Origin of the sequence: Leisingera sp. M658 (genome assembly GCF_025144145.1) — a bacterium.
Classification (GTDB): domain Bacteria; phylum Pseudomonadota; class Alphaproteobacteria; order Rhodobacterales; family Rhodobacteraceae; genus Leisingera.
Window position 1 is genome coordinate 2,571,505 of sequence record NZ_CP083546.1, and the last position, 24,575, is coordinate 2,596,079.

Here is a 24,575-nt window from a genome sequence, read left to right on the forward strand (position 1 = left end):
GCATCCGCGTATGAGGGCCGCCAACAGTGCATGGGGAGGCGCTGGCCGTGACGGCCCGCGCCTTTTCCTATGCTTCCAGATGAAAGGCCGCCTTTTGGACGCGCATCTTGCCCGCATGCTGAACTCTCCGCGCCAGTGCCGCTGCTGCGGCGCAACCTTTGCGCAATTGCTGAGCCTCAGCTGCGACCGGCCCGATATCTGTTCCGAGGACATGGAGGTGGAGGACAACTCTGCTGTGCTGGCCACCCGCGGCGACATCCTGACGGATGATTTCTGCCGCCTCGGCGAATTGCGTTTTATCCGCGCAGTGCTGGCAGTGCCATTGGCAAACAGCCGCGGCGAAGAGTTCATCCTGGGCACCTGGGCCAGCCTCAGCCGCGATGATTTCGACGCCTATCTCGACCTGTTTGAGATGCGCGAGACGGAAAAGCTGGGCGACCGCCCGGCCTGGCTGGCCAATGCAATCCCGCCCGACATGCCGGTGCCTGCGGGCTGCATGCTGGAGATGCGCCCCGGCGGTGAGTATCCTGAGCTGAGGGTCACCGAACAGAACCATCCGCTCTATCCGCTGCAAAAGGACGGTGCCGACCTGGAGGAGCTGCTGGAGCTGCTCTATGCCTATGGGCACGACCTGCCGTCGCTGGTGTATGACGCCTGAGCGGGCATTGCGGCACCGGGTCTCGCGGTCCCGTTGCAGCCGTCCGCGGCTTCCCGCCGATGCGGATGCCGCCGCGCCGGATGCGGCTTGATACGCAGCCTGCCGCAGCCCAGATACGTCCGGATTAATGAGGAACGGACGGTATGTCGAACACAGAGACTGAGGTCGGCACCTCTGCCAAAGTGGCAGGGCTTGCGACTCAGACCAATGCAATGAACCGCAGCAACCTGAGCCTGCTGGGGCTGTTCGGTCCAGAGGACAGTATGACTGCACTGATCCGGCTGCCGTCGGGCCGCACCCGCAAGGTGTCGCGCGGCAGCCGCCTGTCATCGGGCCAGGTGGTGGCAATAGACGCCAAGGGGCTGATCCTGAATTCCAAGGGCGAAAGCAAGCGACTTGCCATGCCTGGCGGCTAAAGCACCCCGGTTCCGCAGCACAAATTTCTTCGAAGAAATTTGCCAAGAATTTTCCAAAATTCTTGGCCCGGGCCGCCGCCCCTTGACCTGCCCGTGCGCGCGGCCCACAAGACGTGCCATGACAGATAAAATCGCTCTCATCACCGGCGCGTCGCGCGGCCTTGGCAACGCCCTGGCCGAAGCGCTTGCGCCCACCCATCACATTGTTGCCGTGGCCCGGACCACCGGCGCGCTGGAAGAGCTGGATGACCGCATCAAGGCCGCAGGCGGCTCTGCCACCCTGGCGCCGATGGACATCACCGTGCCCGAGGCGATGGCAACGCTCTGCCGTGGCATCCACGACCGCTGGGGCAAGCTGGACTTGTGGCTGCACACCGCGATCCACGCAACCGCGCTTTGCCCGGCGCCTTCTGTGGCCGCCAAGGACTGGACCAAGGCCGTGGCCATCAACGCCACTGCGACCTCGGTGCTGATCCCCTATGTCGCGCCGCTCTTGGGCCAATCGGGCCGCGCCGTGTTCTTTGATGACGCACGCGCGGGCGAGAAGTTTTATGGCACCTACGGCGCCACCAAGGCGGCGCAGATGGCGCTGGCCCGCAGCTGGCAGGCGGAAACCGGGCGCACCGGCCCGCAGGTGCGGATCCTGGAGCCGCAGCCGATGGCCACTGCCCTGCGCGCCCGTTTCCACCCGGGCGAGAACCGCGATGCACTGAGCCCGATCCAGGATGAGGCCGCGCGCCTGCTGCCGCAGATCCTGGCAGACTGACGCTGATTGTCAGCCCGCGCCGCGCGCCAGCGCGGCGCCCGGCCCAACGCCCGGGACGGCATCTTTGATGCAGGCCCAGGGGGCGGGAGCGCACCTGGCCGGCCTGTTGCCTCCCTGCCCCGCTTTGCGGCTGATCCCGCTTCACTCCGCGAAAACCTTGCCCCGTTCCGGCACAGGTCCTATTCAATCGAAAACCCGGTTGAACACGGCAGGCAGACCCCATGCGCATTCTGATCACCAATGACGACGGCATCAGCGCCGAAGGGCTGAAGGTCCTGGACGCCATCGCCCATGAGGTCGCAGGCCCGGACGGCGAAGTCTGGACCGTGGCCCCTGCGTTTGAACAATCCGGCGTCGGCCATTGCATCAGCTACACCCGGCCCACCATGCTCAGCCAGCTGGGCGAGCGCCGCTTTGCCGCCGAAGGCTCGCCTGCCGACTGCGTGCTGGCGGGCATTCATGTGGTGATGCAAGGCGAGAAACCCGATCTGGTGCTGTCCGGTGTGAACCGCGGCAACAACTCGGCTGAAAACGCGCTCTATTCCGGCACACTCGGCGGCGCCATGGAAGCCGCGCTGCAGGGCATCCCGGCGATGGCGCTGTCGCAGTATTACGGCCCTGCCAACCGCGAGACGAACAATCCGTTTGAGGCCGCCGCCGTGCATGGGGCCGGGCTGGTCAATAAGATCCTGGCCGCCCAGCCGCAGGACGGGCAGGATTACCGGCTGTTTTACAATATCAACTTCCCGCCGGTCCCGGCCGCAGAGGTGAAGGGTGCCCGTGTGGCCACCCAAGGGTTCCGCCGCGGCAGCCATTTTTCCGCGGAAGAACAGCTGTCGCCCACCGGACGCCGCTATCTGTGGATCCGCGGCGGCAACCAGCAGGTCGAGACCGCCGCCGGTTCGGACGCTGCGGTCAACCTCGACGGCTATATCTCTGTCACTCCGATGCGTGCCGACCTGACCGCGCGCGATGCACTGGATGCGCTGAAGGCAATTGAATGAGCGGCCCCGATCCCGAAACCAAGATGCAATTCCTGTTCTCTGTGCGCTCGCGCGGGGTGACGGAGCAGCGGGTGCTGGAAGCCATCGAAGCGATCGACCGCGGTATGTTTGTGCGCGGCATCTTCTCGGAACGCGCCTATGAGGACGTGCCGCTGCCGATTGCCTGCGGCCAGACCATCTCGCAGCCTTCTATCGTGGGCATGATGACCCAGGCGCTGCAGATCTCCCCGCGCGACACGGTGCTGGAGGTCGGCACCGGCTCCGGCTATCAGGCGGCGATCCTGTCAAAGCTGGCACGCCGGGTCTATACCATCGACCGCCACGCAAGGCTGGTGCGCGAGGCGCGGGCCGTGTTCGAGCAGCTGCAGCTTGCCAATGTGACCTCGCTGGTCGGCGACGGCAGCCACGGCCTGAGCGAACAGGCGCCGTTTGACCGGATCATCGTGACCGCCGCCGCCGAGGATCCGCCAAGCCCCCTGCTGGCGCAGCTCAAGACCGGCGGCATCATGGTTCTGCCGGTGGGGCAATCCGACCATGTGCAGACCCTGATCCGGGTGCGCAAAACCGAAGACGGGCTGGACTATGACGAACTGCGCCCGGTCCGTTTTGTGCCGCTGCTTGAGGGATTGGGCAAGGACACGTAAACTACCGGCGGATTTCAGCCGCCCCCCGGACGGCATGGGCTATAGTGATTGACGCGAGCGAACCCCCGCGAAAAAGGGGAAGCGTGTTTTGAGGAGAGCAAAATGACCCGGACCACCCCCACCCGGACCGCATTCCGCGGCCTGCCCCGTGCAAGGCTGCTGGCCGCATTGCCGCTGGCCGGGATGCTGACCGGGGTGCTGGCCGCCTGCCAGGGCCCCCTGGATTATGACCTGCGCGGCCAGTTGGGCGCCTTTAACACGGCAGGCGCGGCGCAGACTGCAACCGCGAACCGGCCTTCGCCGGATACCCGCGGCCTGATCTCCTACCCCTCTTATCAGGTGGCGGTGGCGCAGCGCGGCGATACGGTTTCGGACGTCGCTGCCCGCATCGGCCTGCCGCCCGCGGAAGTGGCCCGGTTCAACGGCATGGAAACCGGCGACAAGATGCGCCAGGGCGAAGTGCTGGCGCTGCCGCGCCGCGCGCCGGACAGCCTGCCTGGCAACGCCACTGCAGGGTCCGTCGATATTGCTACGCTGGCGGGCCAGGCCATTGACACCGCACCGCTGACCTCGCCCAACCCCGGTTCCGTCACCCCTACTGCAATCCAGCCGGTGCCCAAGCCGCAGCCGCCCAAGGTGCAGGCCGGCCCCGAGCCGGTGCGTCACAAGGTGAAACGCGGCGAGACCGCCTATACCATCTCAAGGCTCTATCAGGTGCCGGTGAAATCGCTGGCGGAATGGAACGGCCTGGGCAGCGATTTTGCGGTGCGCGAAGGCCAGTTCCTGTTGATCCCCTTGAAAGAAGAGCCCGCACCCCGGCCGGCCCCGGCCGCTGCTGCCGTGGCAGTCACCGAACCGGGGGCCGGTTCTGAAACGCCGGTGCCGCCAAGCGCCAGCCAGCCGCTGCCGGAAGAAAAAGTCGAGCCCGCCGCCGTCAAACCTGCGGCGGAAACCCTGCCCAAGCCGGAGCTGCCCAAACCCACCCGCGCCAGCAGTGCTGCCATGGCCTATCCGGTGCAGGGCAAGATCGTCAAAACCTACTCCAAGGGCCGGAATGACGGTATCGACATCGCTGCCGCTGCCGGTGCGCCGGTGAATGCCGCTGAGGCCGGCACTGTTGCTGCGATCACCAAGGATTCCAATAATGTGCCGATTGTGGTGATCCGCCACAGCCAGAAACTGCTGACGGTCTATCAGAACGTTGGCAATATCACCGTGAAGAAGGGCGAAAGCGTGGTTCGCGGCCAGCGCATCGCCTCGCTGCGCGGCGGCGACGATGCCTATGTGCATTTCGAAGTGCGCGACGGATTTGAAAGCATAGACCCGCTGAGATACTTGAACTGACGGCGGTAAGGATCTGCAAACAAACAAAAGCCCGGCACAATCGCCGGGCTTTTCTGGTTTCAGGCATTGCGAAGTCGTTGCGGCCTATCGCAGCGCCACCCCGTGCCGCCCGGCCAGATCGGTGAAGAACTGCCAGGCCACCCGGCCCGACCGCGCGCCGCGGGTCGCCTGCCATTCAATGGCCTCGGCACGCAACACGTCTGTGTCCGCCGTGACGCCGTAAGCCGCACAATAGCCCTCGATCATCGCCAGATACTCGTCCTGATCGCAAGGATGGAAGCCCAGCCACAGGCCGAAGCGGTCGGACAGAGAAACCTTCTCCTCAACCGCTTCCGACGGGTTGATGGCACTGGACCGTTCGTTTTCGATCATGTCCCGCGGCATCAGGTGGCGCCGGTTCGAGGTGGCGTAGAACACCACATTCTCGGGCCGCCCTTCGATACCGCCGTCCAGCACCGCCTTGAGGCTTTTGTAGTGCTGGTCGTCATGGCTGAATGACAGGTCGTCGCAAAACAGGATAAACCGGTTCTCCGAGCCGCGCAGATGGTTCAGCAGGCGCGCTACCGAGGGCAGATCCTCGCGCTGCAGCTCCACCAGTTTCAGCCCTGGATGATCCGCCGCCAGGGCGCCATGCACGGCCTTCACCAGGCTGGATTTCCCCATCCCCCGCGCGCCCCACAACAGCGCGTTGTTGGCGGCGGCCCCTTGGGCAAACCGGCGGGTGTTCTCCAGCAGCGTATCGCGGGAGCGGTTGATGCCGACCAGCAGATCCAGATCAACCCGGCTCACCTGTTCCACCGCTTCCAGCCGTTCTGGCCCCACATGCCAGACAAAGGCGCTGGCGGCGTTGAAATCGGGTGCCTCCAAAGGTGCGGGCGACATCCGCTCCAGCGCCTCGGCAATGCGGGTCAATGCGATCTGGTCCATGGGTGCCTCCGTCCGTCAGTTGCCGCATTTCAAAGCACGTTCAAGGCGGACCGGCAAGAGGCGAGAGACAGGCAGCGTGTCTGCAAGGGCAACAGGCCTAGGCCCTGCTTTTTCTGCGTGCGGCCATTCTGCGCCCGTCCCGAATGTTCATGCCCATCATCGTGAGGTTCAGCGCACCCGCCAATAGTTCAATGCCCTGCACAACGATGAATGCACCGTCAAAGTTTCCCGCACTTGCCCTTGCCTCCAGAAAGAAGGCCGCCGGCAGGAGAACCAGCAATCCATTTGCGGCAATAAAGGGCATGCGCTTCATCTTTGCACGGGCCGGGGCATCTTTGCGGCGGCGCCCGATCGCCATGCCTGAGCCCCCGGCAATGGCCATCGCCGGTATCAGGGCGAACATCCCCAAGAGGATTCTGGATTTGACCAGGGCAATGGTTTCCGGTGTTCCCAAAACCTCGCTGAGCACTGTGGACGTCCAGAACGTCAGAATGATCAGGAAGGCGGTTACACCTGCGGCTGCGTGGACTTTCTGTTTCATGGCAATCTGATCCCGGATCATTCAGGTGACACAGTGATTGGCGACAGCCAATTTTTTGAACAGATGCGGCTTGGCGATTGCGCTTTCCGGGTACTGTGCAATGCGGCGTTGGAATTCCGGGTGCATGAATGCCGCACGAAAGCTTTGCACGTCCTGCCAGACAGCATAGTTCACATAGGTCGCGCTGCCGGCGATCCCCTTGTGCATCTGTGTCGAAATGTACCCGGGCTGCGCCTTCATGAAATCAGCGTCATGCGCCCAAGCATCCAACAAGGCCTGCTCATCAGATGGGTCTATTGTGAACAGGTTCATCAGGACAACCGGGCCTTCTTCGGCGTCCATCTGTTCGAAAAGCGTGACGGCGCTGTCGAGTTCTGCAAGTTCAGGCATGTGGGTTCCTTTCACCAATATAGCATGCTATGTATCATTGCATAGCATGCTATTCAAGTGCAGATCTGGCACATGAAATTCGAAAAAGAAAACTCCGCCGGTTATCTGGTGAATCACACCGCCCGCCTGTTTGCCGCCGGCTTGCAGGAGCGTATCACTCCGCTTGGCATTACCATTGGGCAATTCCCCATTCTGCTGGAACTTTGGGTCAAGGACGGGGTGACCCAGCGCGAGCTGCTGCAGAAGCTGGCGCTGGAACAGGCGACCCTTGCCAACACACTGAACCGAATGGAAAGAGACGGGCTGATTGTCAGGAAGAAACACCCGTCAGACGCGCGGTCACAGCAAATCTGGCTGACCGCAAAAGGACAGGCCACACGGGAAAGCGCATATCAGGCTGCCAACGACCAGAACGAGCAATCCCTAGCTCCCCTATCAATCGAGGAGAGGAAACAGTTCATGGGGTTGATGCGCCGGATAATCAGCGCTGGAAACTGCGGATGACTGCCTACGCAGCGGCCGCCAAAGCCAGAGACCCGGCACCACAACTATCAATCAATGGTATGCAACCCAAGAAAGGCGCGCCCTCGCGGACGCGCCTTTCTGCTTCAAACCGTCTTTGGCCTACTTGTCCTTGCCGTCTTCAGCTTCGAATTCAGCCATCATCGGATCGTCGGGATGGGCGTCCATCTCGTCCTCATCGTCATAATACCCCTCGGCGCGCAGCTTGGCTTCACGCTTGGCCTCGACCCGGCGGACCAGGAGAATTGAGATCTCGTACAGCCCGTAAACCACCACAAACAGGATCACTTGGGTGATCACATCCGGCGGGGTCACCAGCGCGGCCAGCACCAGAATCGCCACCACCGCGTATTTGCGGACCGAGCCCAGGCCATCGGCGCTCACCAGCCCGGCCTTGCCCATCAGCGTCAGCAGAACCGGCAGCTGGAAGCACAGGCCAAAGGCCACGATGAATTTGATGGTCAGGTTCAGATACTCCTGCGCCGAGCCTTGGAACACCACGCTAAGGCCCTGGTTCACTTCCTCACCGGTGACAGCCTCGCCGCCGGTTCCGAATTGCTGGAATCCAAGGAAGAAGTCATAGGCCAGCGGTGTCACCACATAAAAGGCAAAACTGGCCCCCAGAATGAACATGAACGGCGAGGCGAGCATAAAGGGCAGGAACGCGCCCTTTTCATTCTTGTAGAGCCCGGGCGCCACAAACCGCCACATCTGGAATCCGATATAGGGAAACGCCAGGATAAAGCCGCCCAGGAAGGAAATCTTGATCGCGACAAAGAAACCCTCCTGCGGGCTGATGAAGATCAGCGCGCAGTCCTGGCCGCCTTCAGCCAGCACCTGGCACAAAGGCGCAGTGAGGAAGTTGAACACCGGCGTTGCCACGGTGAAACAGATCACCATGCCGACGATGAAAGCCGCAACCGAATGGATCAGCCGGTTGCGCAGCTCGGCCAGATGCTCGATCAGCGGCGCGGTTGAGTCGTCGATCTCATCCGTGTTGCTCATGATTTGGCCTCTTCTTCCGTTTTCGGTGCCGCAGGCTTCAGCGCCGCCTCGGCCTCTTCGGCCTTGGCCAGCGCCGCTTCCGCCTCGCGCGCCTTGCGCTCAGCTGCGGCACGCGCTGTGGACGCCTGGATCTTCTTGGCATCTTCCGCGCGCTCAGCGGCCAGCTTGCCGGTCTCGCTTTCGGGGTCGAATTTGGTCGGGTCGATCGATTTAGCCATTTCCTGCGCTGCCTGTTTCACCCCGTCCATGGCAGAGCCCATGGGGTTCGATGCAGCCTTCAGGCCCTTGGCCATATCGTTGACCCCGGCCTCATCCGCCGCGTCATGCATCGCCCGGCTGAATTCGCGCGCCATCCCCTTGGCCTTGCCCACGAACCGTCCCACATTTCGGAACAGCACCGGCAGGTCCTTGGGGCCGACCACGATCAGCGCGACCACGCCAATGACCAGCAGTTCGGTCCACCCAAGATCAAACATAGACGGTTATGCCTTGTCTTTTTCGGTCTCGGGCGTGACGTCTTTCGCTTCGGCGGCGGTATCTTCTTCCAGCTCCTTGCTGCCTTCGCTGATGCCCTTCTTGAACGAGGTGATGCCTTTGCCGACTTCGCCCATCAGCGAGGAAATCTTGCCGCGCCCGAACAGGACCAGAACCACGACAGCGATAAGCAGAATACCAGGCAGGCCGATGTTGTTGAGCATGAGAGTCTCTCCTTCTTGTTCCGGCGCCGATCAGCGGCGCCGGTGGAATTGTTCGCTACGGGTTTAGCGCGGGCTGCGCGTTGAGCGAAAGCAACTCTGCGCACGCAAGGCACCCGTAAACCTCGGATTCTGCGTTTTTTGCAGGCAGCCCGCATTCAACTGACAGGTATATGTCAGTTGTGGCCCGGTAAATCCAGCCCATCACAAACACCAAAGGAGAAACGTGATGAGCAAACATGTCGCCGAAATCGTGACTTTCAAACTGGCCGACGGCGTGAGTCCCGAGAAATTTGTCTCTCTCAGTCAGGCCAGCGAGGCTTTTGTACGGTCCCAGCCCGGCTTTCTGCACCGGCAGCTAAGCTGCGGCGAAGATGGGCACTGGACCGATTATGTCATCTGGAAGGACATGGAAACAGCGCATAGGGTGGCCGCCGAATTCCACAAGCAGGACTTCTGCGCCGATCTGATGAAGGCCATCGCGCCGGATAGCGCAAAAATGCGCCATGAAGAAGTGCTGTGGGATATGGCCGCCTGATCTGGCCCAAGCCGCGCCCGGCACCTGCGCCGGGCGCGGCCCTTGACCTCTCCCCCTTTCCCGCGCCAAGGGTGGTTCCCATGCGCCGCACCGACCGCCTTTTCGAAATCATCCAGATCCTGCGCGACGGGAAACTGCACCTTGCCCGGGACATTGCCGAACGGCTGGAGGTCTCGACCCGCACCATCTACCGCGATATGGACACGCTGACGGCCTCCGGCGTGCCGGTCGAGGGCGAACGCGGCGTCGGCTATATGGTGCGCGAGCAGATCAGCCTGCCGCCGCTGACGCTGACGCCGGAAGAATTGGAGGCGCTGAATCTCGGCATGGCAATCGTGGCCGAGGCCGCCGACCCGGACCTCAAATCCGCAGCCCAGTCACTGGCGGCCAAGGTGGATGCAGTGCTGCCGGAACAGACCATCGCCGAAGCCGACGCCTGGAAATTCGCGGTCTACCCCTTCTCGGACGCAGCACGCGCCCTTGCCCATATGCCGGCCCTGCGCGCCGCCATCAAAGCCCGCCAGAAACTGCAGCTCAGCTATCGCCGCATCGACGGCACTCTGACAGGCCGCAGGATCCGCCCTCTGCACATGGAATACTGGGGCCGGGTCTGGACCCTCACCGCCTGGTGCGAGACCCGCGGGGATTTCCGGGTGTTCCGGGTCGACCTGATCGAAGACGCCTCCGCCCTGCCCGAACTTTTCGTCGACGAACCCGGCAAACGCCTGCAGGACTACGACCCATACGGCTCCTGAGCCCCGGCATTCACCTTTGCAAAAATACTCCGGGGGAGGCCCGCAGGGCCGGGGGCAGCGCCCCCTATCCCAGCTCGAAACTGGTGACACCGTAGATCAGATCCGTTTCCAGCTGCGGCGCTGTACCGCGGTACATCCGGGCGGTCTCAAAAACCGGCGCCAGTCCCAGGGAGCGCGCCAGATCCACCGCTGCAGCATGGGGTTCCGGCACATCCAGAAATACCTCCTGCCCTTCCGGCAGTTCATGCAGCAGCCGCGCCAGCACCGCTTCTGCCGCCGGACGCGACGTGGCAACAAGCGGCCCGATCTTGCAGCCGCTGGCGCAGGGCCGCAGGGTGCCGAAAGCGGCAAGGCCGCCATGCTGATGCGCGGCGCAGGAAACATGCCCCTCAGCCCCCAGCCAATGCTGCCAGAACCCCCGGCGCGGCGCTGGGAAGACGCGGGCATCCAGTGCCTCCAGCTCTGCCCCCGGTTCTGTCAGCGGTGTCACCTCATATTCCTGCGAAACCGCCAGCCCGCCGGACAGCACCCCGCCAAAGCGGATATTGCGGTAAGCCAGTTCAAAGCCGGAGCGGCAGTAGTTCTCCTGCTGGTCCACCACGCCGTCCAGGCCAACAACCCGGCTCCCGGCGTGTTCCAGCGCCTTTTGCCACAAGGCATAGCCATACCCCTGCCCGCGATGCTGTGATGCAACAATGTAGAAACCGAGGAACGCAAACGCCTGCCCGTAGTTCACCACCGAGACGCAAGCAATTATCTGCCCGTCCAGGAAACCGCCCCAGAACCCTTCGGAATCAACCGCGCCGAAACAGGCCGCGTCCTGATGGCCGGGGTTCCAGCCTTCACGCGCGGCCCAGTCAACGGCGATCTGGATTTCCGCGCCGCTCAATGCCCTGATCCGATAGCTATCCTGCAACTGCACCTCCTGTCTAATTGGAGACAAAAATGCCCTTCAATTATCAGGCAGGAAAGACAAAACAGCGGTTGCGGCGCACCGTCAGCCACATCACCCGGCCTTTTTCCGGCAAGAACACATTGGGCACCGTGGCTCGCAGGATCGAGCCGTCGAACTCCATCCGGAACTCCACCAGGCTTTCACTGCCCAGGAACCGCGCCCGTTCCACCACCGCGCGCGCAGGCACCCCGTCGCTGGGGGTCGGCAGCGGCCCCTTGCCCGCCCGGTCAAAATCAATCCGCAGATGCTGCGGGCGGAACACGATCTCGACCGCGGTTCCATCCGGCACGCCGGGGGCCAGAAACTGGCCGAATGCGGTCTCGGCCAATGCCCCGCGCACTTCGGCCTTCAGCACATTCACATCGCTGAAGAACGCAACCGCGGCCTTGTCCACAGGGTGGGTATAGACGTTGTAGGGCGCGCCTTGCTGCACAATTTTCCCGCCGCGCATCAGCGCGATCTCGTCGGCCATGCGCATCGCCTCTTCCGGTTCATGGGTGACCAGCAGGACCGCGGTGTCTTCCTCTTTCAGCAGGCTCAGCGTCTCATCCCGGATGCCGTCGCGCAGACGGTTATCAAGCCCCGAGAACGGCTCATCCATCAGCATGATCCGTGGCCGCGGCGCAATCGCGCGGGCCAAAGCAACCCGCTGCTGTTCGCCACCCGACAGCTGGTGCGGATAGCCGTCAATGAAACGTTTCAGCGCCACCCGGTTCAAGAGTTCCTCAACCCGGGCGCGTTTCTCATCCTTGCTGCCCTTCAGGCCGAAACCGACATTGTCAGCGACGCTCAGGTGCGGGAACAGGGCGAAATCCTGGAACATCAGCCCGATTTCGCGCCGCTCCGGCGGCACCCGGAACACCGTGTCGCAGATCAGCCTGCCATCCACGTAAATCTCGCCGCTGTCCTGCATCTCCACCCCGGCGATCATCCGCAGCGTGGTGGATTTTCCGCAGCCCGAAGGCCCCAGCAGGCAGGTCACCTGCCCCGCCTGGATCTGCAGCGAAACGTCATCCACCACCGCGCGCCCCTCAAAGAAGCGCTTGATGCGGCGGATCTCCAGACGCGGCGGCGTTTGCGTGCTGATCAGGTCGGCGGGGGCAGTGTTCATGAGGCCTCGGGGCTGTTTTCCGCGCGAAACGCTGGGGTCACGCCGGGATAGCAACCCTGCCGCAAGGCCGCAAGCCGCTCTAGCAGCAGCCCTGCGCGGCACCGTCCTGTTCCAGCCCATTGAAAGGCGAATTGCCACCACAGCCCGCAAAAATCCCGTAGTGGGTATCAAACGAGCCGATGAAGTCGAAATGCGCCGCCAGACGGCTGCCCTGCAGCATCATCCAGGTATTGCCGCAGACAGGAAACACCTTGCCCGCCTCGATCACATGATGATCATCCAGCGCAAAGACATGCGGCGCGTGTTCGATGGTGCCTTTGTAGATCACCGCCTGGCCGTAATCCTCGCAGGCCGGTTCAAGTGCTGCCAGTTTGAATAACCGGTAGGTGGCCGAAAGGAACTTCAGCGGCTGAACACGTGTCTCCAGCGCCGGGTTCTCGATCGTCAGCAGCCGCGAGGTCACCATGCGCGGGTCCTTGAAACCTGATGCTTTGGCGATCGACAGAAAGTCGTTCCAATAAAGCGCGCCGGACAGGCACTCGCCGTACAGCACCTCATCCTCGGCCATCGTCTGCGGCACCCGGCGGTCGGCATAGACGTCCGAAAAATACATCTCGCCACCCTCTTTCAGCAGATGATGCGCGCCGCGCAGCACCGCGCCCTTGTCGGTGGCCAGGTTGATCACGCAGTTGGAGACGATGATATCAAACGAGCCCGGCTCCAGACCCAGTTCCTCCAGCTGTTCAATGTAGCCGTGGTGAAATTCGACGTTGGACTTGGCATAACCAAAGGCTTCGGCGTGATAATCCTGATGGCGGCGGGCGACGTCCAGCTGCGCCGGGGTCATATCGACGCCCACTACCTTGCCGCTCTCTCCGACAAGCGCCGACAAGGCATAGACATCGCGGCCCGCGCCGCAGCCCAGATCGAGGATCCGCGCGCCCTCCAGCGCTTCCGGCGCGATCAGCCCGCAGCCGTAGTAGCGGGTCAGCACCTCGTCATGGATCTTGGACAGCACCGCCTTCACATGGTCCGGCATGTCATCCGGCGTACAGCAAGCGTTGGTCTGCAGATCTTCGCTGCCCTGCAGCACCTCGCCGTAATAGGTCTGCACGTTTTCATGTTTCATCGCGACGCCTTTCCTGTGGTTCCGGACCACTGGGATAGCGGCGTGCAAGATAGGCGGCAATCCGGGCAGCGGGCGGCCTGACGCAACTGTGATGGAGCGTGGGCAGCGGGGCCGGCGCTGCCCGGCCTATCGACCGGGCGGAAGAAGAAGATTCAGCTTTCCGGCAGCAGCTCAAACGCGGCTCCGGCCCGTACTTTGCCGTTCACCATCAGCTCAATCCTGTGCGGGCCGGGCACCAGCTTAAAGGTGGTGGCATCGCCCTTCAGCTTATGCTTTTTGCCCAGCTCCAGCCTGCCGCCGGCGATCCTGGCCTGCTTCAGCTTGAAAACCTTGGCCGAGGTCTTTCCGCCAGGGCGCTGGAAATGCAGGATATAATCCACCAGAACCGGCGCGCCAGCCGCGCCTTCCAGCCGGCAGGTGAAATCCAAGGCCGCGCCGATACGCACCTTGTCCGGCACCTCAATCAGCGCTTCCAATGCCAGATCCGGGTCATAGCCCAGCATCGCCATCGCCCGCGGATGGCCCGCCTTGACCAGCCCGCGCAAGGCATGGGAGGTCATCCAGTCCAGTTCCTTGCGGTCCTGAATCCCTACGCCGTGCCAGCCCTGCAGCCGGTCCATCACCAGATCCGGATCTTTCTTGGCAATGTCGTTCAGATGGTTGGCGACTGACCGCGTGACATAGCGGGTGCTGTCGCCGTGCAGCTGGTCCAGCAGCGGCAGCGGGTCCGCCAGGTTCAGCCCAACTGCCTCGCCCCAGGGCAGGCGCGGCCGGGTGCCCTCGCTGACGAGGCGCCGTACATGATAGCTGGAATGGGTGGACCATTCCCCCAAACGCGCCAAAACCGCATCCGGCCAGCGGTTGAGAAACGGGCGGATCGCCCATTCCATGGAAAACCGCTGGGTGATCTCCTCCAGCAGGTCCAGCGACAGCCCGGGATGCGCCCCGGCACCTTTGGCCGCCACATACTCCCCCAGGGGCGCAAAGATGAAATCGCCGAAATCATCGTCGGTCTTGCCGGGGTCCAATGGCGGCGGCAGTGCTTTCAACAGGATCGGTGCAGCCTCGGGCAAAGCCTGTGGCAGATGATCCGCAAGCACTTGCGCAATCAGAACGATCCGCTGCTTCAGCTCCAGCTCCGGCAGTTTTGCCATCACCTGGGCTTCAAACGCCTCAGCATCAAATCCAGCCTCAGCCGCTGAAAAAAGGCCCGCCAGATAGCGGACCTTGTCGCGGTTGAACAGCTGGTCCTTCAGGGAAAAACCGCTGGCCATTTCTGCGTTCCTTACATCGTGGTGTTGGTAGCGCCGCCATCCAGAAGGATGTTCTGCCCGACCATGAAACCTGCGTGCTGCGAGCACATGAAGGCGCAGGTGGCGCCGAACTCAGCCCGGGTGCCATAGCGGCCCGCCGGAATTGTGGCGCAGCGTTGCACCTTGGCTTCTTCCGGTGTGATCCCCTGTGCCTGCGCCGCACCGCCATCCAGCGACACAGCGCGGTCCGTGGCATGGATGCCCGGCTGCAGATTGTTCATGATAACGCCCTGACCGGCCACTTGCCGCGCAGTGCCTGCAACATAGCCGGTAAGGCCCGCCCGCGCCGCGTTCGACAGACCCAGCACCGGGATTGGCGATTTGACCGAGACCGAGGTGATATTGACCACCCGGCCCCAGCCGCGGTCGATCATACCGGGCACCAGCGCCTTGATCAGCGCGATCGGGGTCAGCATGTTGGCGTCCAGCGCGCTGATAAAGTCCTCGCGGTCCCAGTCGGTCCACATGCCCGGTGGAGGGCCGCCCGCGTTGGTCACCAGAATGTCCACGCCGTCAGCCGCATCCAGCACCTTCTGCTGGCCCTCCAGCGTGGTCACATCCGCTGCGACGGTGACCACATCCACACCGTACTGATCGCGGACCGCCTGCGCTGACACCTCCAGCGCGTCGGCACCGCGGGCGTTCATTACCAGGTTCACACCGGCCTCTGCCAGCGCCTCGGCACAGCCCAGCCCCAGCCCTTTGCTGCTGGCACAGACCAGCGCGCGCTTGCCCGAAATACCCAGATCCATCGTCGTTCTCCCTCGGGAATCTTGTCCGTTTCGCGGAGCTTGCACCGCCTGCGCCCGGATGGCCAGCCCCGCGGCCGGCCGGACCGCAATCAGCCGGCAGCGTGAAACTGCCGGAAAATCCCCCCTTCTCACCCCCATTCTGCCACAATTTCACGGCAAATCTATTGGACGGCCCGGCCTGCGGGCCCACATATTGGAAGCGAACACCGGCCGAACATGGGACAGATTTTGACCGCCAGCCTCTCCTCCGTCCAGGCCTACCCGGCCGAGCGTTTCCGCGTCGAATACGGCGCCAACATGGGCGATCCCCTGGGCGTGCTCGAGGACCTAGTGCTGGACGACATCTACCTGCTGAACAACCCGGTGCCGCCGCAGCGGCTGGGCATCGCCACCCATCACGATGGCAGTTTCCGCATCGCCGGCGACACCGCCCTGGGCACCCCGGGTGCGGCGCTACATCTGGACTGCCTGCTGACACTGATGCCCGACAGCGGCCCCAACACCGAGATCCTGGTAATGGTCGAAGTGGACGGTGACGGGCTGATTGCCGGTATCTTTCTGGTGCCGCTGGCCCCTTTGCAGGCGCATATGCCCTACACGCTGGTCAAGGCCGGGCGCAAATCGGCCCGGCGCAAGCTGGCGCAATCCGCCTGCGTCTCCTTTACCCGCGGCACCCGCATCACGCTGGCCACCGGCGCACAGCGCCTGATCGAAGACATGCGCGCAGGCGACCGTGTCCTGACCCGGGACGACGGTATTCAGGAGGTGCGCTGGGTTGGCCAGTCCACCCTGCGCGCGGTTGGGGATCTGGCCCCGATCCTGATCCGCCAAGGCGCCTTGAACAACGCCAACGACCTGATTGTCAGCCCCGCCCACCGGCTAATGGTCTATCAGCGCAGCGACGAAATCGGCGCCGGCGCGCCGGAGGTCCTGGTCCGCGCCCGCGACCTGGTGAATGGCGGCACCGTGGTGGTGCTGGACGGCGGCTTTGCCGACTATTTCCAGATTCTGTTCGACCGTCATCACATCATCTATGCCGAGGGAATTGCGGCTGAGAGCACCTTTCTTGACCCGGTGACAAGCCCGGCTTTGCCGGACGATTTCTGGACCTTGCGCCCCGGCACCCTGCCTGCGCAGCACAAGCGCGGCGCCCATGGCCTGGACGTGAGCCGGTCACTGCTGGACCGCCCCGATGCAGTGGGACTGCTGAAGCGGGCCTCGCTGCGCTAGTTTTCTGCTTCCACGTGTTCGCCGGGCAACATAATCCCGGATTGGACTGCGCGGACAAACGCGCCACAACCTAAATGCGAATTTATCGTTCATTAAGGACTGTAAAGATAGAATGCGATGGACGCATAGCGGGCTGTGAGCACACCGATGAAGACGATTTCCCCTTTTCAGAAATGGCGCTTATTCTTCAGGAACAGCCACCTCTCGCTGATCCATGCACTGGTCATTGGCCTATCGCTGATGATGACCATCGGCGCCTGGCTCTACGCCGAAACGCAGACGCAAAACCGTGTCGAAAATGCCTTTAATGCAGCCCGCGATCAGGCCGTCGGCTTGATTGCAGCCCGCATGGAGAAATACGAAGAAGCCCTATGGGCCGGTGTATCAGCCATCCAATCCAATGATGGCGACATGAGCTATGAGCAGTGGAAAATATTCGCGCATTCCTTGCGGGTTGACGAAAGGTATCCGGGGATCAACGGGATCGGCGTCATTCACCATGTAGCCCCGTCCCAATTTGACAGCTACCTGCGGACCCGGCGGACGGAACGGCCGGGTTTTTCAGTCTATCCTGCGCATGACAACAGCATTCACTTGCCGATCTCGTTCATTGAGCCGGAGAATCTGAATGCAGCGGCCGTGGGACTGGACGTTGCCCACGAACTTAACCGGCGGGATGCCGCATTGGCCAGCCGCTCAAGTGGCGAAGCCAGGATTACCGGCCCCATTGTTCTTGTTCAGGACGAAAGCAGCACGCCGGGTTTCCTGTTTTACGCCCCCTTTTATTCCGGAGGAGACGCTGACAGCCAATCAGAGCGCGAGCAGCGCTTTGACGGCATGGTCTACGCGCCGTTCGTGGTGCGGAAACTGATGGCCGGCCTGCTGTCCAAAGAGCTGAGGAATGTGCGGTTCAGTATCAGCGACCAAGGAGAGCGGATCTATAATGAACATGACCCGGCAGATCCCCGGTTTGATCCCGCTCCCAAGTTTGCAGAGAAGGTGCTGCTGGAAATATACGGCCGAAAATGGACCATTGATATCCGCACCAATCTTGGGTTCCGCCAGGCAAACTCCTATTCTCAGCCGACTATTATACTGATTGCCGGCCTGGTGATCGAAGCCTTGGTCATTTCGCTTTTGTTTTTCATGAGCCGGTCAAACCAGCGTGCCCAGGCTTATGCGGAAAGGATTACAGCCAATCTGCAGCAGGAAACCGCGAAGCTGGCCAAGGCCAATGCGGAACTGGAACAGTTTGTCTACATCACCTCCCATGACTTAAAGACGCCGGTGCGCGGCATTAGCACGCTTACCGAGATGATCCAGGAAGATCTGGAAGACTATTTTCAATCTGCAAATGCAGACCCCGAGGTTGCTGCCAACCTGGCGCGGATCACTGAACGCGTGGGCCGGATGAACGATCTGACCCAAGGTGTGATGGAATTTTCGCGTATTGGAAAACATGAGGAAGCTGAACAGACACTCAACCTTGGCGAGGTGATTGAAACACTGAAGTCGGATTTCAGCCTTTCCGATGACCAGCTTGAGCGGGTGGGAGACGTCGAAACCATTGCCACGGATACCTTCAACTTCCGCCGTGTCCTGGAAAACCTTGTTGGCAATGCGGTCAAGTACCATCCCGCGCCGGACACCGCGAAGATATCCGTCAGCATTGTGGACGCAGCCGACCGGTATGACATATCCGTAAGGGACGATGGTGACGGTATTGCGCCGGAATTCCATACTAAAATTTTCGAAGTCTTTCAAACTCTGCGGCGGCCGAACCAGCCTGAGAGCACTGGCATTGGCTTGGCTATTGTGAAAAAAACGGTCGAACAGCATGGGTTTGGGGTTGAGTTGAAATCCGAGGTTGGACACGGCGCTGATTTCAGGTTTAGCTGGCCGAACAAAGGGGCTGCACACTCCTCCGCAAACCAAGAGAAAGCCGCCTGACGTGGAGAGCACGAAATGAATATCCTTTTGGTCGAGGACAATGACCTGGATGCGCTTATTCTGGAGCGCAATCTGAAGAAACTCTCCCCTGCTGCACAAATTGTCCGGGCATGCGATGGGCTGGAAGCGCTGGAAATCCTGACCACCGACAAGCTGCAGGACGTTCCACACCCTTTTTTCATTCTGCTGGACATCAACATGCCGCGCATGAACGGGCACGAATTCCTGGACGCCATGAGGGCAAAGGAAGATATTTCCAGCAACATCGTCTTCATGTTCACGACGTCCGAAAATCCGAAAGACATATCCCGGGCCTACGCCCGGAACGTGAGCGGCTACATTGTGAAGCCGATCTCTTCAGCCGGCACGCGGAAGGTATTGGGCGCGTTGCAGGATATGTGGGATATCTGCACACCTCCGATCTACTGCAGCGCCTAATCCGCACACACCGGCCCCAGGGCAAAACGGCTGAACATCTGAAGCGGTTGCCCGGTCTTTAGGCCAATCCTTGCCGTCACTGCCTCCAGTGGCTGTTGATACTGCCACAGCGAGCTGGCGCGCGCGCGGCATATCCTTAATGACCCAGGATGCGGACGCACAGTAGTGCCGCCCCTGAGATGCGCGGGATTGCGTTGGTGCAGCAAACCGTGCCGGCAAGCCCCGGCCCGGGAAACCTGCAGCAGGCTTTTGCGCGATTGCCGCCCCGTCTACCGCAGGATGCGCGCCAAAAGCTCAGCCTTGCGAAAGGGTTTGGACAGAAAATCGTTCATCCCCACGGCCATGCAAGCCTCCACGTCGCTAGGCTGCGCATTGGCTGTCAGCGCAATGATCGGGCATTCCGGCAGCGCGGCATCCTGCTCATACTGCCGGATTTTCCGGGTGGCCTCAAGCCCGCCCAGAACCGGCATCGACAGATCCATCAGGATCAGGTCGCAGCCAGCAGAGATATATGCCTCAAAGGCGAGCTGCCCGTTGGCCGCAAACAGCAGGTCTGCACCAGTAGGTTTCAACATCTTCCTGACGACCAGCTGGTTGGTCTTGTTGTCCTCGGCGACAAGGATCCTCATCCCCTTCAACGCCTCTGCCGGCAGCTCTGACGGGGTGTTTACCGCCTGAATATTCAACGCCAGTCTTTGATCCTGGACGCAGGAAACGCCGTCTTCTGGGCTGGCGGCGCCATCCTCTGCATCCGCCTGCCTTAAATCCAGATGGACCGTAAAGACCGCCCCCTGCCCCGGCACCGATGCCACGTCGATCCTGCCGCCCATCCGCTCAACCAGCGCACGGGTGATTGCCAATCCCAGGCCGGTGCCCTCTACCACCCTTGTGGTCTGGCGGTTGACCTGTTCGAACGCAGAAAAAATCTGTTCAATCTGCGACTGGTCGATCCCCGGGCCGGTGTCGCTTACAGAGATGCGCAGCGGATGTTTCGCAGCGCCAGGGTCATAGGAAACGCTGGCAGTCACCTGGCCGGTGCCGGTGAATTTGATCGCATTACCCAGCAGGTTCATCAGGATTTGCCGGATCTTGCTGGCGTCCCCGATAAATGCCCGCGGGACGTCAGCGGGATAATCGGTGCGAAGATCGAGCCCCTTATAGGCCGCCTTTGCCCACAGCAGGGTCCCCACATCCTGGACAAGGTCCAACAGGGAAAAGGGAGCATCCCGCAATGAGATTTTGTCCGCCTGAATTTTGGAAAAATCCAGAACATCGTTGATCACGCTCAGCAAGGCGGTGGCCGAATTGAAAATCGTGTCCGCGAACAAAGCCTGCTGGTCATCAAGTGCTGTTTCTTTCAGCAATTCACACATCCCGAGTATGCCGTTCATCGGGGTTCTGATTTCGTGGCTCATGTTGGCCAGAAACCGCTCTTTTGCCTGGCTTGCCTCCTCCGCCTTGTCGAGGGCCAGCCGGGTGAGCTCCAACGCCTCGTCCCGCTCACGCTCAGACGTGATATCAGTGGAGGAGCCGACGAGGTAGACCAGCCTGCCGTCATCATTGAAGACAGGCCGCAGCGTCGTGCTGAGGTATTTTGTTTTCTGAACAGCCGGAAGGACGATGTCGTAGGTGGCTTCCCTGCCTGCGGCTATGACGTCAAGGTGGTGGTTCAAGGCGCGGCGGCCAGTCGCCCCGCCATAAAGCTCAAGCGCGGTTTTGCCGGCGAAATCGTCAAATCCGAGCTTGGTGAATTCCTGCGCCTTTGTATTCATCGCCACATAGCGCGGCAGGCCGTCGCCCCCCACTTTCAGGACGATCACTGCAATTTCAACTGAGTCCAAAACTTCAAAATGATCGGAAAATTCATCTTGTTGCACGAGTTGTTCCTGCAGTGGCAAAGTTTTCAAATCCGGTTGCCCGCATTCATTCAAATAGACTTACAAGATATTCGTTAGCGAAACATAGGCAATCCGGAATTTGGATCTGTTCGTTGCCCCGTGACAGTCGGCAGCTTGCCCGGCGGCGGCCCCTGTTTTCCTTGCCACGCTTGCGGATTCTGGATACAGCCACCCCCATGTTGGACACCGCTTCGAACCACCCCGAACTGCCGCCCGAAATTGCCCGCCGCCGGACCTTTGCGATCATTTCGCACCCGGACGCCGGCAAGACCACGCTGACTGAAAAGTTCCTGCTGTACGGCGGTGCGATTCAGATGGCCGGGCAGGTGCGCGCCAAGGGTGAGGCGCGGCGCACGCGCTCGGACTTCATGCAGATGGAAAAGGACCGCGGAATCTCGGTCTCCGCCTCGGCAATGTCATTTGATTTCAGCGGCTTCCGCTTTAACCTGGTGGATACGCCCGGCCACTCGGACTTTTCCGAGGACACCTACCGCACGCTGACTGCGGTGGATGCGGCAGTGATGGTGATCGACGGCGCCAAAGGCGTGGAAAGCCAGACCCAAAAGCTGTTTGAAGTCTGCCGTCTGCGCGACCTTCCGATCCTGACTTTCTGTAACAAGATGGACCGCGAAAGCCGGGACACCTTTGAGATCATTGATGAGATCCAGCAGAACCTGGCGATTGACGTGACACCTGCCAGCTGGCCGATTGGCGTGGGCCGCGAATTTATCGGCTGTTATGACATGCTGCGCGACCGGCTGGAGCTGATGGACCGCGCCGACCGCAACAAGGTTGCAGAAAGCATTGAGATTAACGGCTTGGACGACCCAAGGCTGGCTGAACATGTGCCGGAACACCTGCTGGAACAGCTGTTGGAAGAGGTCGAGATGGCCCGCGAGCTGTTGCCCGCGCTGGACCCTCAATCGGTGCTGGAGGGGCATATGACCCCGATCTGGTTCGGCTCGGCGATCAACTCCTTCGGGGTGAAGGAGCTGATGGACGGTATCGGCGCCTATGGCCCCGAACCGCAGCCGCAATCCGCCCAGCCCCGCCAGGTGGCGCCGGAAGAGAAAAAGGTCGCGGGTTTCGTTTTCAAGGTGCAGGCCAATATGGACCCCAAGCACCGCGACCGGGTGGCCTTTGTCCGCATGGCGTCGGGTCATTTCAAACGCGGAATGAAACTGACCCATGTGCGCACCAAAAAACCGATGGCGATTTCCAACCCGGTGCTGTTCCTGGCCTCAGACCGCGAATTGGCGGAAGAAGCCTGGGCCGGCGATATCATCGGCATTCCGAACCACGGCCAGCTGCGTATCGGCGATACGCTGACCGAGGGCGAGGCGATCAGGGTGACCGGCATCCCATCGTTTGCACCGGAACTGCTGCAAGGTGTGCGGGCGGGCGATCCGATGAAGGCCAAGCATCTGGAAAAGGCACTGATGCAGTTTGCCGAAGAAGGGGCTGCCAAAGTATTCAAGCCCTCGATCGGCTCCGGCTTCATCGTTGGCGTTGTCGGCCAGTTGCAGTTCGAGGTTCTCGCCTCACGGATTGAGATGGAATACGGCCTGCCGGTGCGGTTTGAGGCCAGCCAGTTCACCTCGGCCCGCTGGGTCAACGGGGAGCGGGCAGCAGTGGACAAGTTCACCAACGCCAACAAGCAGCATATCGCCCATGATCACGACGGCGATGTCGTCTACCTTACGCGGCTGCAATGGGACATTGACCGGGTGGTGCGCGACTATCCGGACTTGAAACTGACCGCGACCAAGGAAATGATGGTCTGACAGAAACGCAGTATTTAGAAAAACAGCGCATTGAAACCCGTCATGGACCTGGATCAACAGAACTACCCTGGCGGTTTTTTTGCGCTGATGCGGCGGCTGGAGACGCGCGAGGCGCCTTTCGACGATCCGCTGTCGGTGCTGCCGCCCCCGGACGTTGATCTGAATGCACTTAAGGCAGCGTTGGTCTCCTGCGCACCTGACATGGACAGCATGCCGGAAAACCGCAGGCATGCGTTGCGCAAGCAGGCGATTTTACGCGCTGAGTTTGCTGGCCAGCCTGAAATTTGGGCGCTTCATGCAGTTTGCATTGCCATTCTGCGCAGGCGCGCCGCTCCGCCGCAGGCGCGGCAGTTGTTTCTGCGGATCTGGTCGGAACAGGGCGACGCGCTGGCCCGCGAACTGCCAGTGCGCTGGATGATATCGGCAGCGGCTACATTTGCCGATCATGGGGAAACCATAGACCAACGCTTGGGCGGACAGGGGCTGATGCTGCTGTTCGACCTGATCAAGCTTCACGACAGTGAGCGCCGTCAGAGCGGGCAGAAAAACAGCGTTGGCTTTCCCCGGACCCGCGGCGGTTCAAAGCCGGACGATCTGGGCTTTGGCTTGGAGCCCTATTCACTGCCAAGCGGGGATTTGGACAAGAACATGCTGGCCCGGCTGTGGCGCTATGCCGAGAATGACGCGGTTCTCCGGCCTTTGGGAACACGCATGCTGCAGATGGTCATGAATGATCCGCGCAGCATCTTCGCCCGGATCCAACGCTATAAGGACAGGCCCGCCTCTGATGAGCGGTGAGCAGATCAAATGGGGTGTCGTCAGCACCATCAAGGCAGACGCAGGCGATATCCTGACCTTTGCGGCCCATCACCTTGAGGCCGGGGCGCACAGACTGTTTCTGTATCTGGACGCCCCCTGCCCGGACGCTTTTCCGCATCTGAAAGCACACCCCAAGATCCGGGTCACCGAATGCAACGAGACCTACTGGCGGCGGATGGGCCGACGGCCGGTCAAGCACCAGGTACGGCAATCGGCAAACGCCAGCCGCGCCTACCAGCGTCAGGCCGGGGATGTGGACTGGCTGTTGCACTGCGACGTGGACGAATTCCTGTGGTCTGCAGGGTCTGTTGCCGCCCGGCTGGCGGCGCTGCCGTCTGACACCCGCTGTGCCCGGGTGCGCCCGGTTGAGGCCCTGGCGGGCGGCGGCGGCACGGCATTCAAAGGATATCTCCCGGTCGCTGACCAGGACACCCGCGCTGCGCGGCTGTACCCGCAGTTCGGCAAACATCTTAAGGGCGGTTTTCTAAGCCATGTCCAAGGCAAACTGTTTACCCGCACCGGCATCGACGGCCTGGAGATTCGGATTCACAATATTTTGCTGGACGGCGGCATGAATCCCGGCCAGGCCGAACTGGACGGCTTGGATCTGTGCCATTTTCATGCCGCGGACTGGCAAAGCTGGATCAGCCACTACCGGTACCGGCTGCAAAAAGGCTCTTACCGGGCCGGGCTTGCCCCTTCCCGGTCACGGGAGACCGGGGGAATCACCGCGCACGAGCTGCTCAGCACGATTGAAACGGATCACGGAGAGGCCGGCCTGCGCATCTTTTTTGACGAAGTTTGCGCCGACAGCCCTGACCTGCGGAACCGCCTGCAGGCTGAGGGGCTGCTAAAGATCCGAAATCTGGATTTGGACACAAAACGGCGGAAACACTTTCCCGAATTCGGCTGAATTGTCTCTCTGTTGCAAATGGGCGGGACAAAGGCACAGCAAAATCCGGCAATAATTGACGATCGCGCGGGATTTTGC

General features: G+C 61.6%; 27 protein-coding genes. 15 read left to right on the forward strand and 12 right to left on the reverse strand.

Annotated elements, in window-relative coordinates; all coding sequences use genetic code 11:
* The first annotated feature begins 115 nt into the window (after positions 1-115).
* The 6 genes from K3724_RS12820 (at position 116) to K3724_RS12845 (ending at position 4,832) form a co-directional block, all read left to right on the forward strand.
* Positions 116-658 carry a DUF2199 domain-containing protein gene (locus K3724_RS12820; RefSeq protein WP_259992637.1) on the forward strand — a complete coding sequence of 181 codons (543 nt, stop codon included), beginning with the start codon at positions 116-118 and terminating at the stop codon, positions 656-658.
* Positions 659-801: 143 nt separating this feature from the next.
* Positions 802-1,074 carry a hypothetical protein gene (locus tag K3724_RS12825; RefSeq protein ID WP_259985473.1) on the forward strand — a complete coding sequence of 91 codons (273 nt, stop codon included), beginning with the start codon at positions 802-804 and terminating at the stop codon, positions 1,072-1,074.
* A 118-nt stretch (positions 1,075-1,192) separates the two neighbouring features.
* Entirely contained in the window at positions 1,193-1,840 is a 648-nt protein-coding gene (locus tag K3724_RS12830) for an SDR family oxidoreductase (protein WP_259985475.1), read from the forward strand.
* 221 nt (positions 1,841-2,061) lie between these two features.
* Positions 2,062-2,844: a 5'/3'-nucleotidase SurE gene (gene surE / locus K3724_RS12835; RefSeq protein WP_259985477.1), complete on the forward strand. Its 783-nt coding sequence runs from the start codon at positions 2,062-2,064 to the stop codon at positions 2,842-2,844.
* Positions 2,841-3,488, forward strand: a complete 648-nt coding sequence (locus tag K3724_RS12840; RefSeq protein ID WP_259985494.1) for a protein-L-isoaspartate(D-aspartate) O-methyltransferase — start codon at positions 2,841-2,843, stop codon at positions 3,486-3,488. The genes surE and K3724_RS12840 overlap by 4 nt, the downstream gene beginning before the upstream one ends.
* A gap of 102 nt (positions 3,489-3,590) precedes the next feature.
* Entirely contained in the window at positions 3,591-4,832 is a 1,242-nt protein-coding gene (locus K3724_RS12845) for a peptidoglycan DD-metalloendopeptidase family protein (protein WP_259985496.1), read from the forward strand.
* An 84-nt stretch (positions 4,833-4,916) separates the two neighbouring features.
* Here the strand turns inward: K3724_RS12845 and K3724_RS12850 are convergent, their stop codons facing one another.
* The 3 genes from K3724_RS12850 to K3724_RS12860 all read right to left on the reverse strand — a co-directional run bounded on the left by K3724_RS12850 (position 4,917) and on the right by K3724_RS12860 (position 6,690).
* Positions 4,917-5,759, reverse strand: coding sequence for an ATP-binding protein (locus tag K3724_RS12850; protein WP_259985498.1), 843 nt, complete (start codon positions 5,757-5,759; stop codon positions 4,917-4,919).
* Positions 5,760-5,856: 97 nt separating this feature from the next.
* Complete coding sequence (locus K3724_RS12855) at positions 5,857-6,300, reverse strand: hypothetical protein (protein WP_259985500.1); 444 nt, start codon at positions 6,298-6,300, stop codon at positions 5,857-5,859.
* A gap of 21 nt (positions 6,301-6,321) precedes the next feature.
* Positions 6,322-6,690, reverse strand: coding sequence for an antibiotic biosynthesis monooxygenase (locus K3724_RS12860; protein WP_259985502.1), 369 nt, complete (start codon positions 6,688-6,690; stop codon positions 6,322-6,324).
* 72 nt (positions 6,691-6,762) lie between these two features.
* On the opposite strand from K3724_RS12860, the gene K3724_RS12865 reads away from it, so the two are divergent.
* Entirely contained in the window at positions 6,763-7,194 is a 432-nt protein-coding gene (locus tag K3724_RS12865) for a MarR family winged helix-turn-helix transcriptional regulator (RefSeq protein ID WP_259985503.1), read from the forward strand.
* Positions 7,195-7,314: 120 nt separating this feature from the next.
* Here K3724_RS12865 and tatC read toward each other — a convergent pair whose 3' ends face one another.
* The 3 genes from tatC to K3724_RS12880 are packed head-to-tail and all read right to left on the reverse strand — an operon-like array spanning position 7,315 to position 8,915.
* On the reverse strand, positions 7,315-8,217 hold the full coding sequence (tatC, locus tag K3724_RS12870; protein WP_259985518.1) for a twin-arginine translocase subunit TatC: 903 nt from the start codon (positions 8,215-8,217) through the stop codon (positions 7,315-7,317).
* Positions 8,214-8,693 (reverse strand): Sec-independent protein translocase protein TatB, encoded by a 480-nt coding sequence (tatB, locus tag K3724_RS12875; protein ID WP_134829554.1) that lies wholly within the window; start codon positions 8,691-8,693, stop codon positions 8,214-8,216. Before tatB ends, tatC begins: the two co-directional genes overlap by 4 nt.
* A 6-nt stretch (positions 8,694-8,699) precedes the next feature.
* Entirely contained in the window at positions 8,700-8,915 is a 216-nt protein-coding gene (locus tag K3724_RS12880; RefSeq protein ID WP_129371366.1) for a twin-arginine translocase TatA/TatE family subunit, read from the reverse strand.
* A 226-nt stretch (positions 8,916-9,141) separates the two neighbouring features.
* On the opposite strand from K3724_RS12880, the gene K3724_RS12885 reads away from it, so the two are divergent.
* Positions 9,142-9,450 (forward strand): hypothetical protein, encoded by a 309-nt coding sequence (locus K3724_RS12885; protein ID WP_259985537.1) that lies wholly within the window; start codon positions 9,142-9,144, stop codon positions 9,448-9,450.
* 80 nt (positions 9,451-9,530) lie between these two features.
* Positions 9,531-10,205 (forward strand): YafY family protein, encoded by a 675-nt coding sequence (locus tag K3724_RS12890; RefSeq protein ID WP_259985539.1) that lies wholly within the window; start codon positions 9,531-9,533, stop codon positions 10,203-10,205.
* A gap of 64 nt (positions 10,206-10,269) precedes the next feature.
* Here the strand turns inward: K3724_RS12890 and K3724_RS12895 are convergent, their stop codons facing one another.
* The 5 genes from K3724_RS12895 to K3724_RS12915 form a co-directional block, all read right to left on the reverse strand.
* A complete protein-coding gene (locus K3724_RS12895; protein WP_259985547.1) occupies positions 10,270-11,121 on the reverse strand; it encodes a GNAT family N-acetyltransferase in 852 nt (283 codons plus the stop codon).
* 43 nt (positions 11,122-11,164) lie between these two features.
* Positions 11,165-12,271, reverse strand: coding sequence for an ABC transporter ATP-binding protein (locus K3724_RS12900; protein ID WP_259985549.1), 1,107 nt, complete (start codon positions 12,269-12,271; stop codon positions 11,165-11,167).
* A gap of 79 nt (positions 12,272-12,350) precedes the next feature.
* Positions 12,351-13,400: a methyltransferase domain-containing protein gene (locus K3724_RS12905; RefSeq protein WP_259985551.1), complete on the reverse strand. Its 1,050-nt coding sequence runs from the start codon at positions 13,398-13,400 to the stop codon at positions 12,351-12,353.
* Between the two features lie 152 nt (positions 13,401-13,552).
* Entirely contained in the window at positions 13,553-14,674 is a 1,122-nt protein-coding gene (locus K3724_RS12910; protein ID WP_259985552.1) for a hypothetical protein, read from the reverse strand.
* An 11-nt stretch (positions 14,675-14,685) separates the two neighbouring features.
* Complete coding sequence (locus K3724_RS12915; protein WP_259985554.1) at positions 14,686-15,465, reverse strand: SDR family oxidoreductase; 780 nt, start codon at positions 15,463-15,465, stop codon at positions 14,686-14,688.
* Positions 15,466-15,681: 216 nt separating this feature from the next.
* On the opposite strand from K3724_RS12915, the gene K3724_RS12920 reads away from it, so the two are divergent.
* From K3724_RS12920 to K3724_RS12930, 3 genes are all read left to right on the forward strand, one after another.
* Positions 15,682-16,695, forward strand: coding sequence for a Hint domain-containing protein (locus tag K3724_RS12920; RefSeq protein ID WP_259985556.1), 1,014 nt, complete (start codon positions 15,682-15,684; stop codon positions 16,693-16,695).
* 147 nt (positions 16,696-16,842) lie between these two features.
* Positions 16,843-18,645, forward strand: coding sequence for a CHASE domain-containing protein (locus K3724_RS12925; RefSeq protein WP_259985564.1), 1,803 nt, complete (start codon positions 16,843-16,845; stop codon positions 18,643-18,645).
* Between the two features lie 27 nt (positions 18,646-18,672).
* Positions 18,673-19,083 (forward strand): response regulator, encoded by a 411-nt coding sequence (locus tag K3724_RS12930; protein WP_259985566.1) that lies wholly within the window; start codon positions 18,673-18,675, stop codon positions 19,081-19,083.
* A gap of 269 nt (positions 19,084-19,352) precedes the next feature.
* On the opposite strand, the gene K3724_RS12935 is transcribed toward K3724_RS12930, so the two are convergent.
* The gene (locus tag K3724_RS12935) at positions 19,353-20,960 is read right to left on the reverse strand and encodes an ATP-binding protein (RefSeq protein ID WP_259985577.1); all 1,608 of its coding nucleotides are present in this window, start codon (positions 20,958-20,960) and stop codon (positions 19,353-19,355) included.
* 197 nt (positions 20,961-21,157) lie between these two features.
* Here K3724_RS12935 and K3724_RS12940 point away from each other — a divergent pair, with 197 nt between their 5' ends.
* The 3 genes from K3724_RS12940 to K3724_RS12950 are packed head-to-tail and all read left to right on the forward strand — an operon-like array spanning position 21,158 to position 24,497.
* Positions 21,158-22,765: a peptide chain release factor 3 gene (locus tag K3724_RS12940; protein ID WP_259985587.1), complete on the forward strand. Its 1,608-nt coding sequence runs from the start codon at positions 21,158-21,160 to the stop codon at positions 22,763-22,765.
* A 42-nt stretch (positions 22,766-22,807) separates the two neighbouring features.
* Positions 22,808-23,563 (forward strand): hypothetical protein, encoded by a 756-nt coding sequence (locus K3724_RS12945; RefSeq protein ID WP_259985589.1) that lies wholly within the window; start codon positions 22,808-22,810, stop codon positions 23,561-23,563.
* Positions 23,553-24,497 carry a glycosyltransferase family 2 protein gene (locus tag K3724_RS12950; protein ID WP_259985591.1) on the forward strand — a complete coding sequence of 315 codons (945 nt, stop codon included), beginning with the start codon at positions 23,553-23,555 and terminating at the stop codon, positions 24,495-24,497. Before K3724_RS12945 ends, K3724_RS12950 begins: the two co-directional genes overlap by 11 nt.
* Positions 24,498-24,575: the final 78 nt, after the last annotated feature.

What these genes read in the sequence shown, in the direction of transcription:
- K3724_RS12820 (WP_259992637.1), top strand. Translation starts at nt 116, where the DNA reads ATGCTGAACTCTCCGCGCCAGTGCCGCTGCTGCGGCGCAACCTTTGCG.
- K3724_RS12825 (WP_259985473.1), top strand. Translation starts at nt 802, where the DNA reads ATGTCGAACACAGAGACTGAGGTCGGCACCTCTGCCAAAGTGGCAGGG.
- K3724_RS12830 (WP_259985475.1), top strand. Translation starts at nt 1,193, where the DNA reads ATGACAGATAAAATCGCTCTCATCACCGGCGCGTCGCGCGGCCTTGGC.
- surE (WP_259985477.1), top strand. Translation starts at nt 2,062, where the DNA reads ATGCGCATTCTGATCACCAATGACGACGGCATCAGCGCCGAAGGGCTG.
- K3724_RS12840 (WP_259985494.1), top strand. Translation starts at nt 2,841, where the DNA reads ATGAGCGGCCCCGATCCCGAAACCAAGATGCAATTCCTGTTCTCTGTG.
- K3724_RS12845 (WP_259985496.1), top strand. Translation starts at nt 3,591, where the DNA reads ATGACCCGGACCACCCCCACCCGGACCGCATTCCGCGGCCTGCCCCGT.
- K3724_RS12850 (WP_259985498.1), bottom strand. Translation starts at nt 5,759, where the DNA reads ATGGACCAGATCGCATTGACCCGCATTGCCGAGGCGCTGGAGCGGATG.
- K3724_RS12855 (WP_259985500.1), bottom strand. Translation starts at nt 6,300, where the DNA reads ATGAAACAGAAAGTCCACGCAGCCGCAGGTGTAACCGCCTTCCTGATC.
- K3724_RS12860 (WP_259985502.1), bottom strand. Translation starts at nt 6,690, where the DNA reads ATGCCTGAACTTGCAGAACTCGACAGCGCCGTCACGCTTTTCGAACAG.
- K3724_RS12865 (WP_259985503.1), top strand. Translation starts at nt 6,763, where the DNA reads ATGAAATTCGAAAAAGAAAACTCCGCCGGTTATCTGGTGAATCACACC.
- tatC (WP_259985518.1), bottom strand. Translation starts at nt 8,217, where the DNA reads ATGAGCAACACGGATGAGATCGACGACTCAACCGCGCCGCTGATCGAG.
- tatB (WP_134829554.1), bottom strand. Translation starts at nt 8,693, where the DNA reads ATGTTTGATCTTGGGTGGACCGAACTGCTGGTCATTGGCGTGGTCGCG.
- K3724_RS12880 (WP_129371366.1), bottom strand. Translation starts at nt 8,915, where the DNA reads ATGCTCAACAACATCGGCCTGCCTGGTATTCTGCTTATCGCTGTCGTG.
- K3724_RS12885 (WP_259985537.1), top strand. Translation starts at nt 9,142, where the DNA reads ATGAGCAAACATGTCGCCGAAATCGTGACTTTCAAACTGGCCGACGGC.
- K3724_RS12890 (WP_259985539.1), top strand. Translation starts at nt 9,531, where the DNA reads ATGCGCCGCACCGACCGCCTTTTCGAAATCATCCAGATCCTGCGCGAC.
- K3724_RS12900 (WP_259985549.1), bottom strand. Translation starts at nt 12,271, where the DNA reads ATGAACACTGCCCCCGCCGACCTGATCAGCACGCAAACGCCGCCGCGT.
- K3724_RS12905 (WP_259985551.1), bottom strand. Translation starts at nt 13,400, where the DNA reads ATGAAACATGAAAACGTGCAGACCTATTACGGCGAGGTGCTGCAGGGC.
- K3724_RS12910 (WP_259985552.1), bottom strand. Translation starts at nt 14,674, where the DNA reads ATGGCCAGCGGTTTTTCCCTGAAGGACCAGCTGTTCAACCGCGACAAG.
- K3724_RS12915 (WP_259985554.1), bottom strand. Translation starts at nt 15,465, where the DNA reads ATGGATCTGGGTATTTCGGGCAAGCGCGCGCTGGTCTGTGCCAGCAGC.
- K3724_RS12920 (WP_259985556.1), top strand. Translation starts at nt 15,682, where the DNA reads ATGGGACAGATTTTGACCGCCAGCCTCTCCTCCGTCCAGGCCTACCCG.
- K3724_RS12925 (WP_259985564.1), top strand. Translation starts at nt 16,843, where the DNA reads ATGAAGACGATTTCCCCTTTTCAGAAATGGCGCTTATTCTTCAGGAAC.
- K3724_RS12940 (WP_259985587.1), top strand. Translation starts at nt 21,158, where the DNA reads ATGTTGGACACCGCTTCGAACCACCCCGAACTGCCGCCCGAAATTGCC.
- K3724_RS12945 (WP_259985589.1), top strand. Translation starts at nt 22,808, where the DNA reads ATGGACCTGGATCAACAGAACTACCCTGGCGGTTTTTTTGCGCTGATG.
- K3724_RS12950 (WP_259985591.1), top strand. Translation starts at nt 23,553, where the DNA reads ATGAGCGGTGAGCAGATCAAATGGGGTGTCGTCAGCACCATCAAGGCA.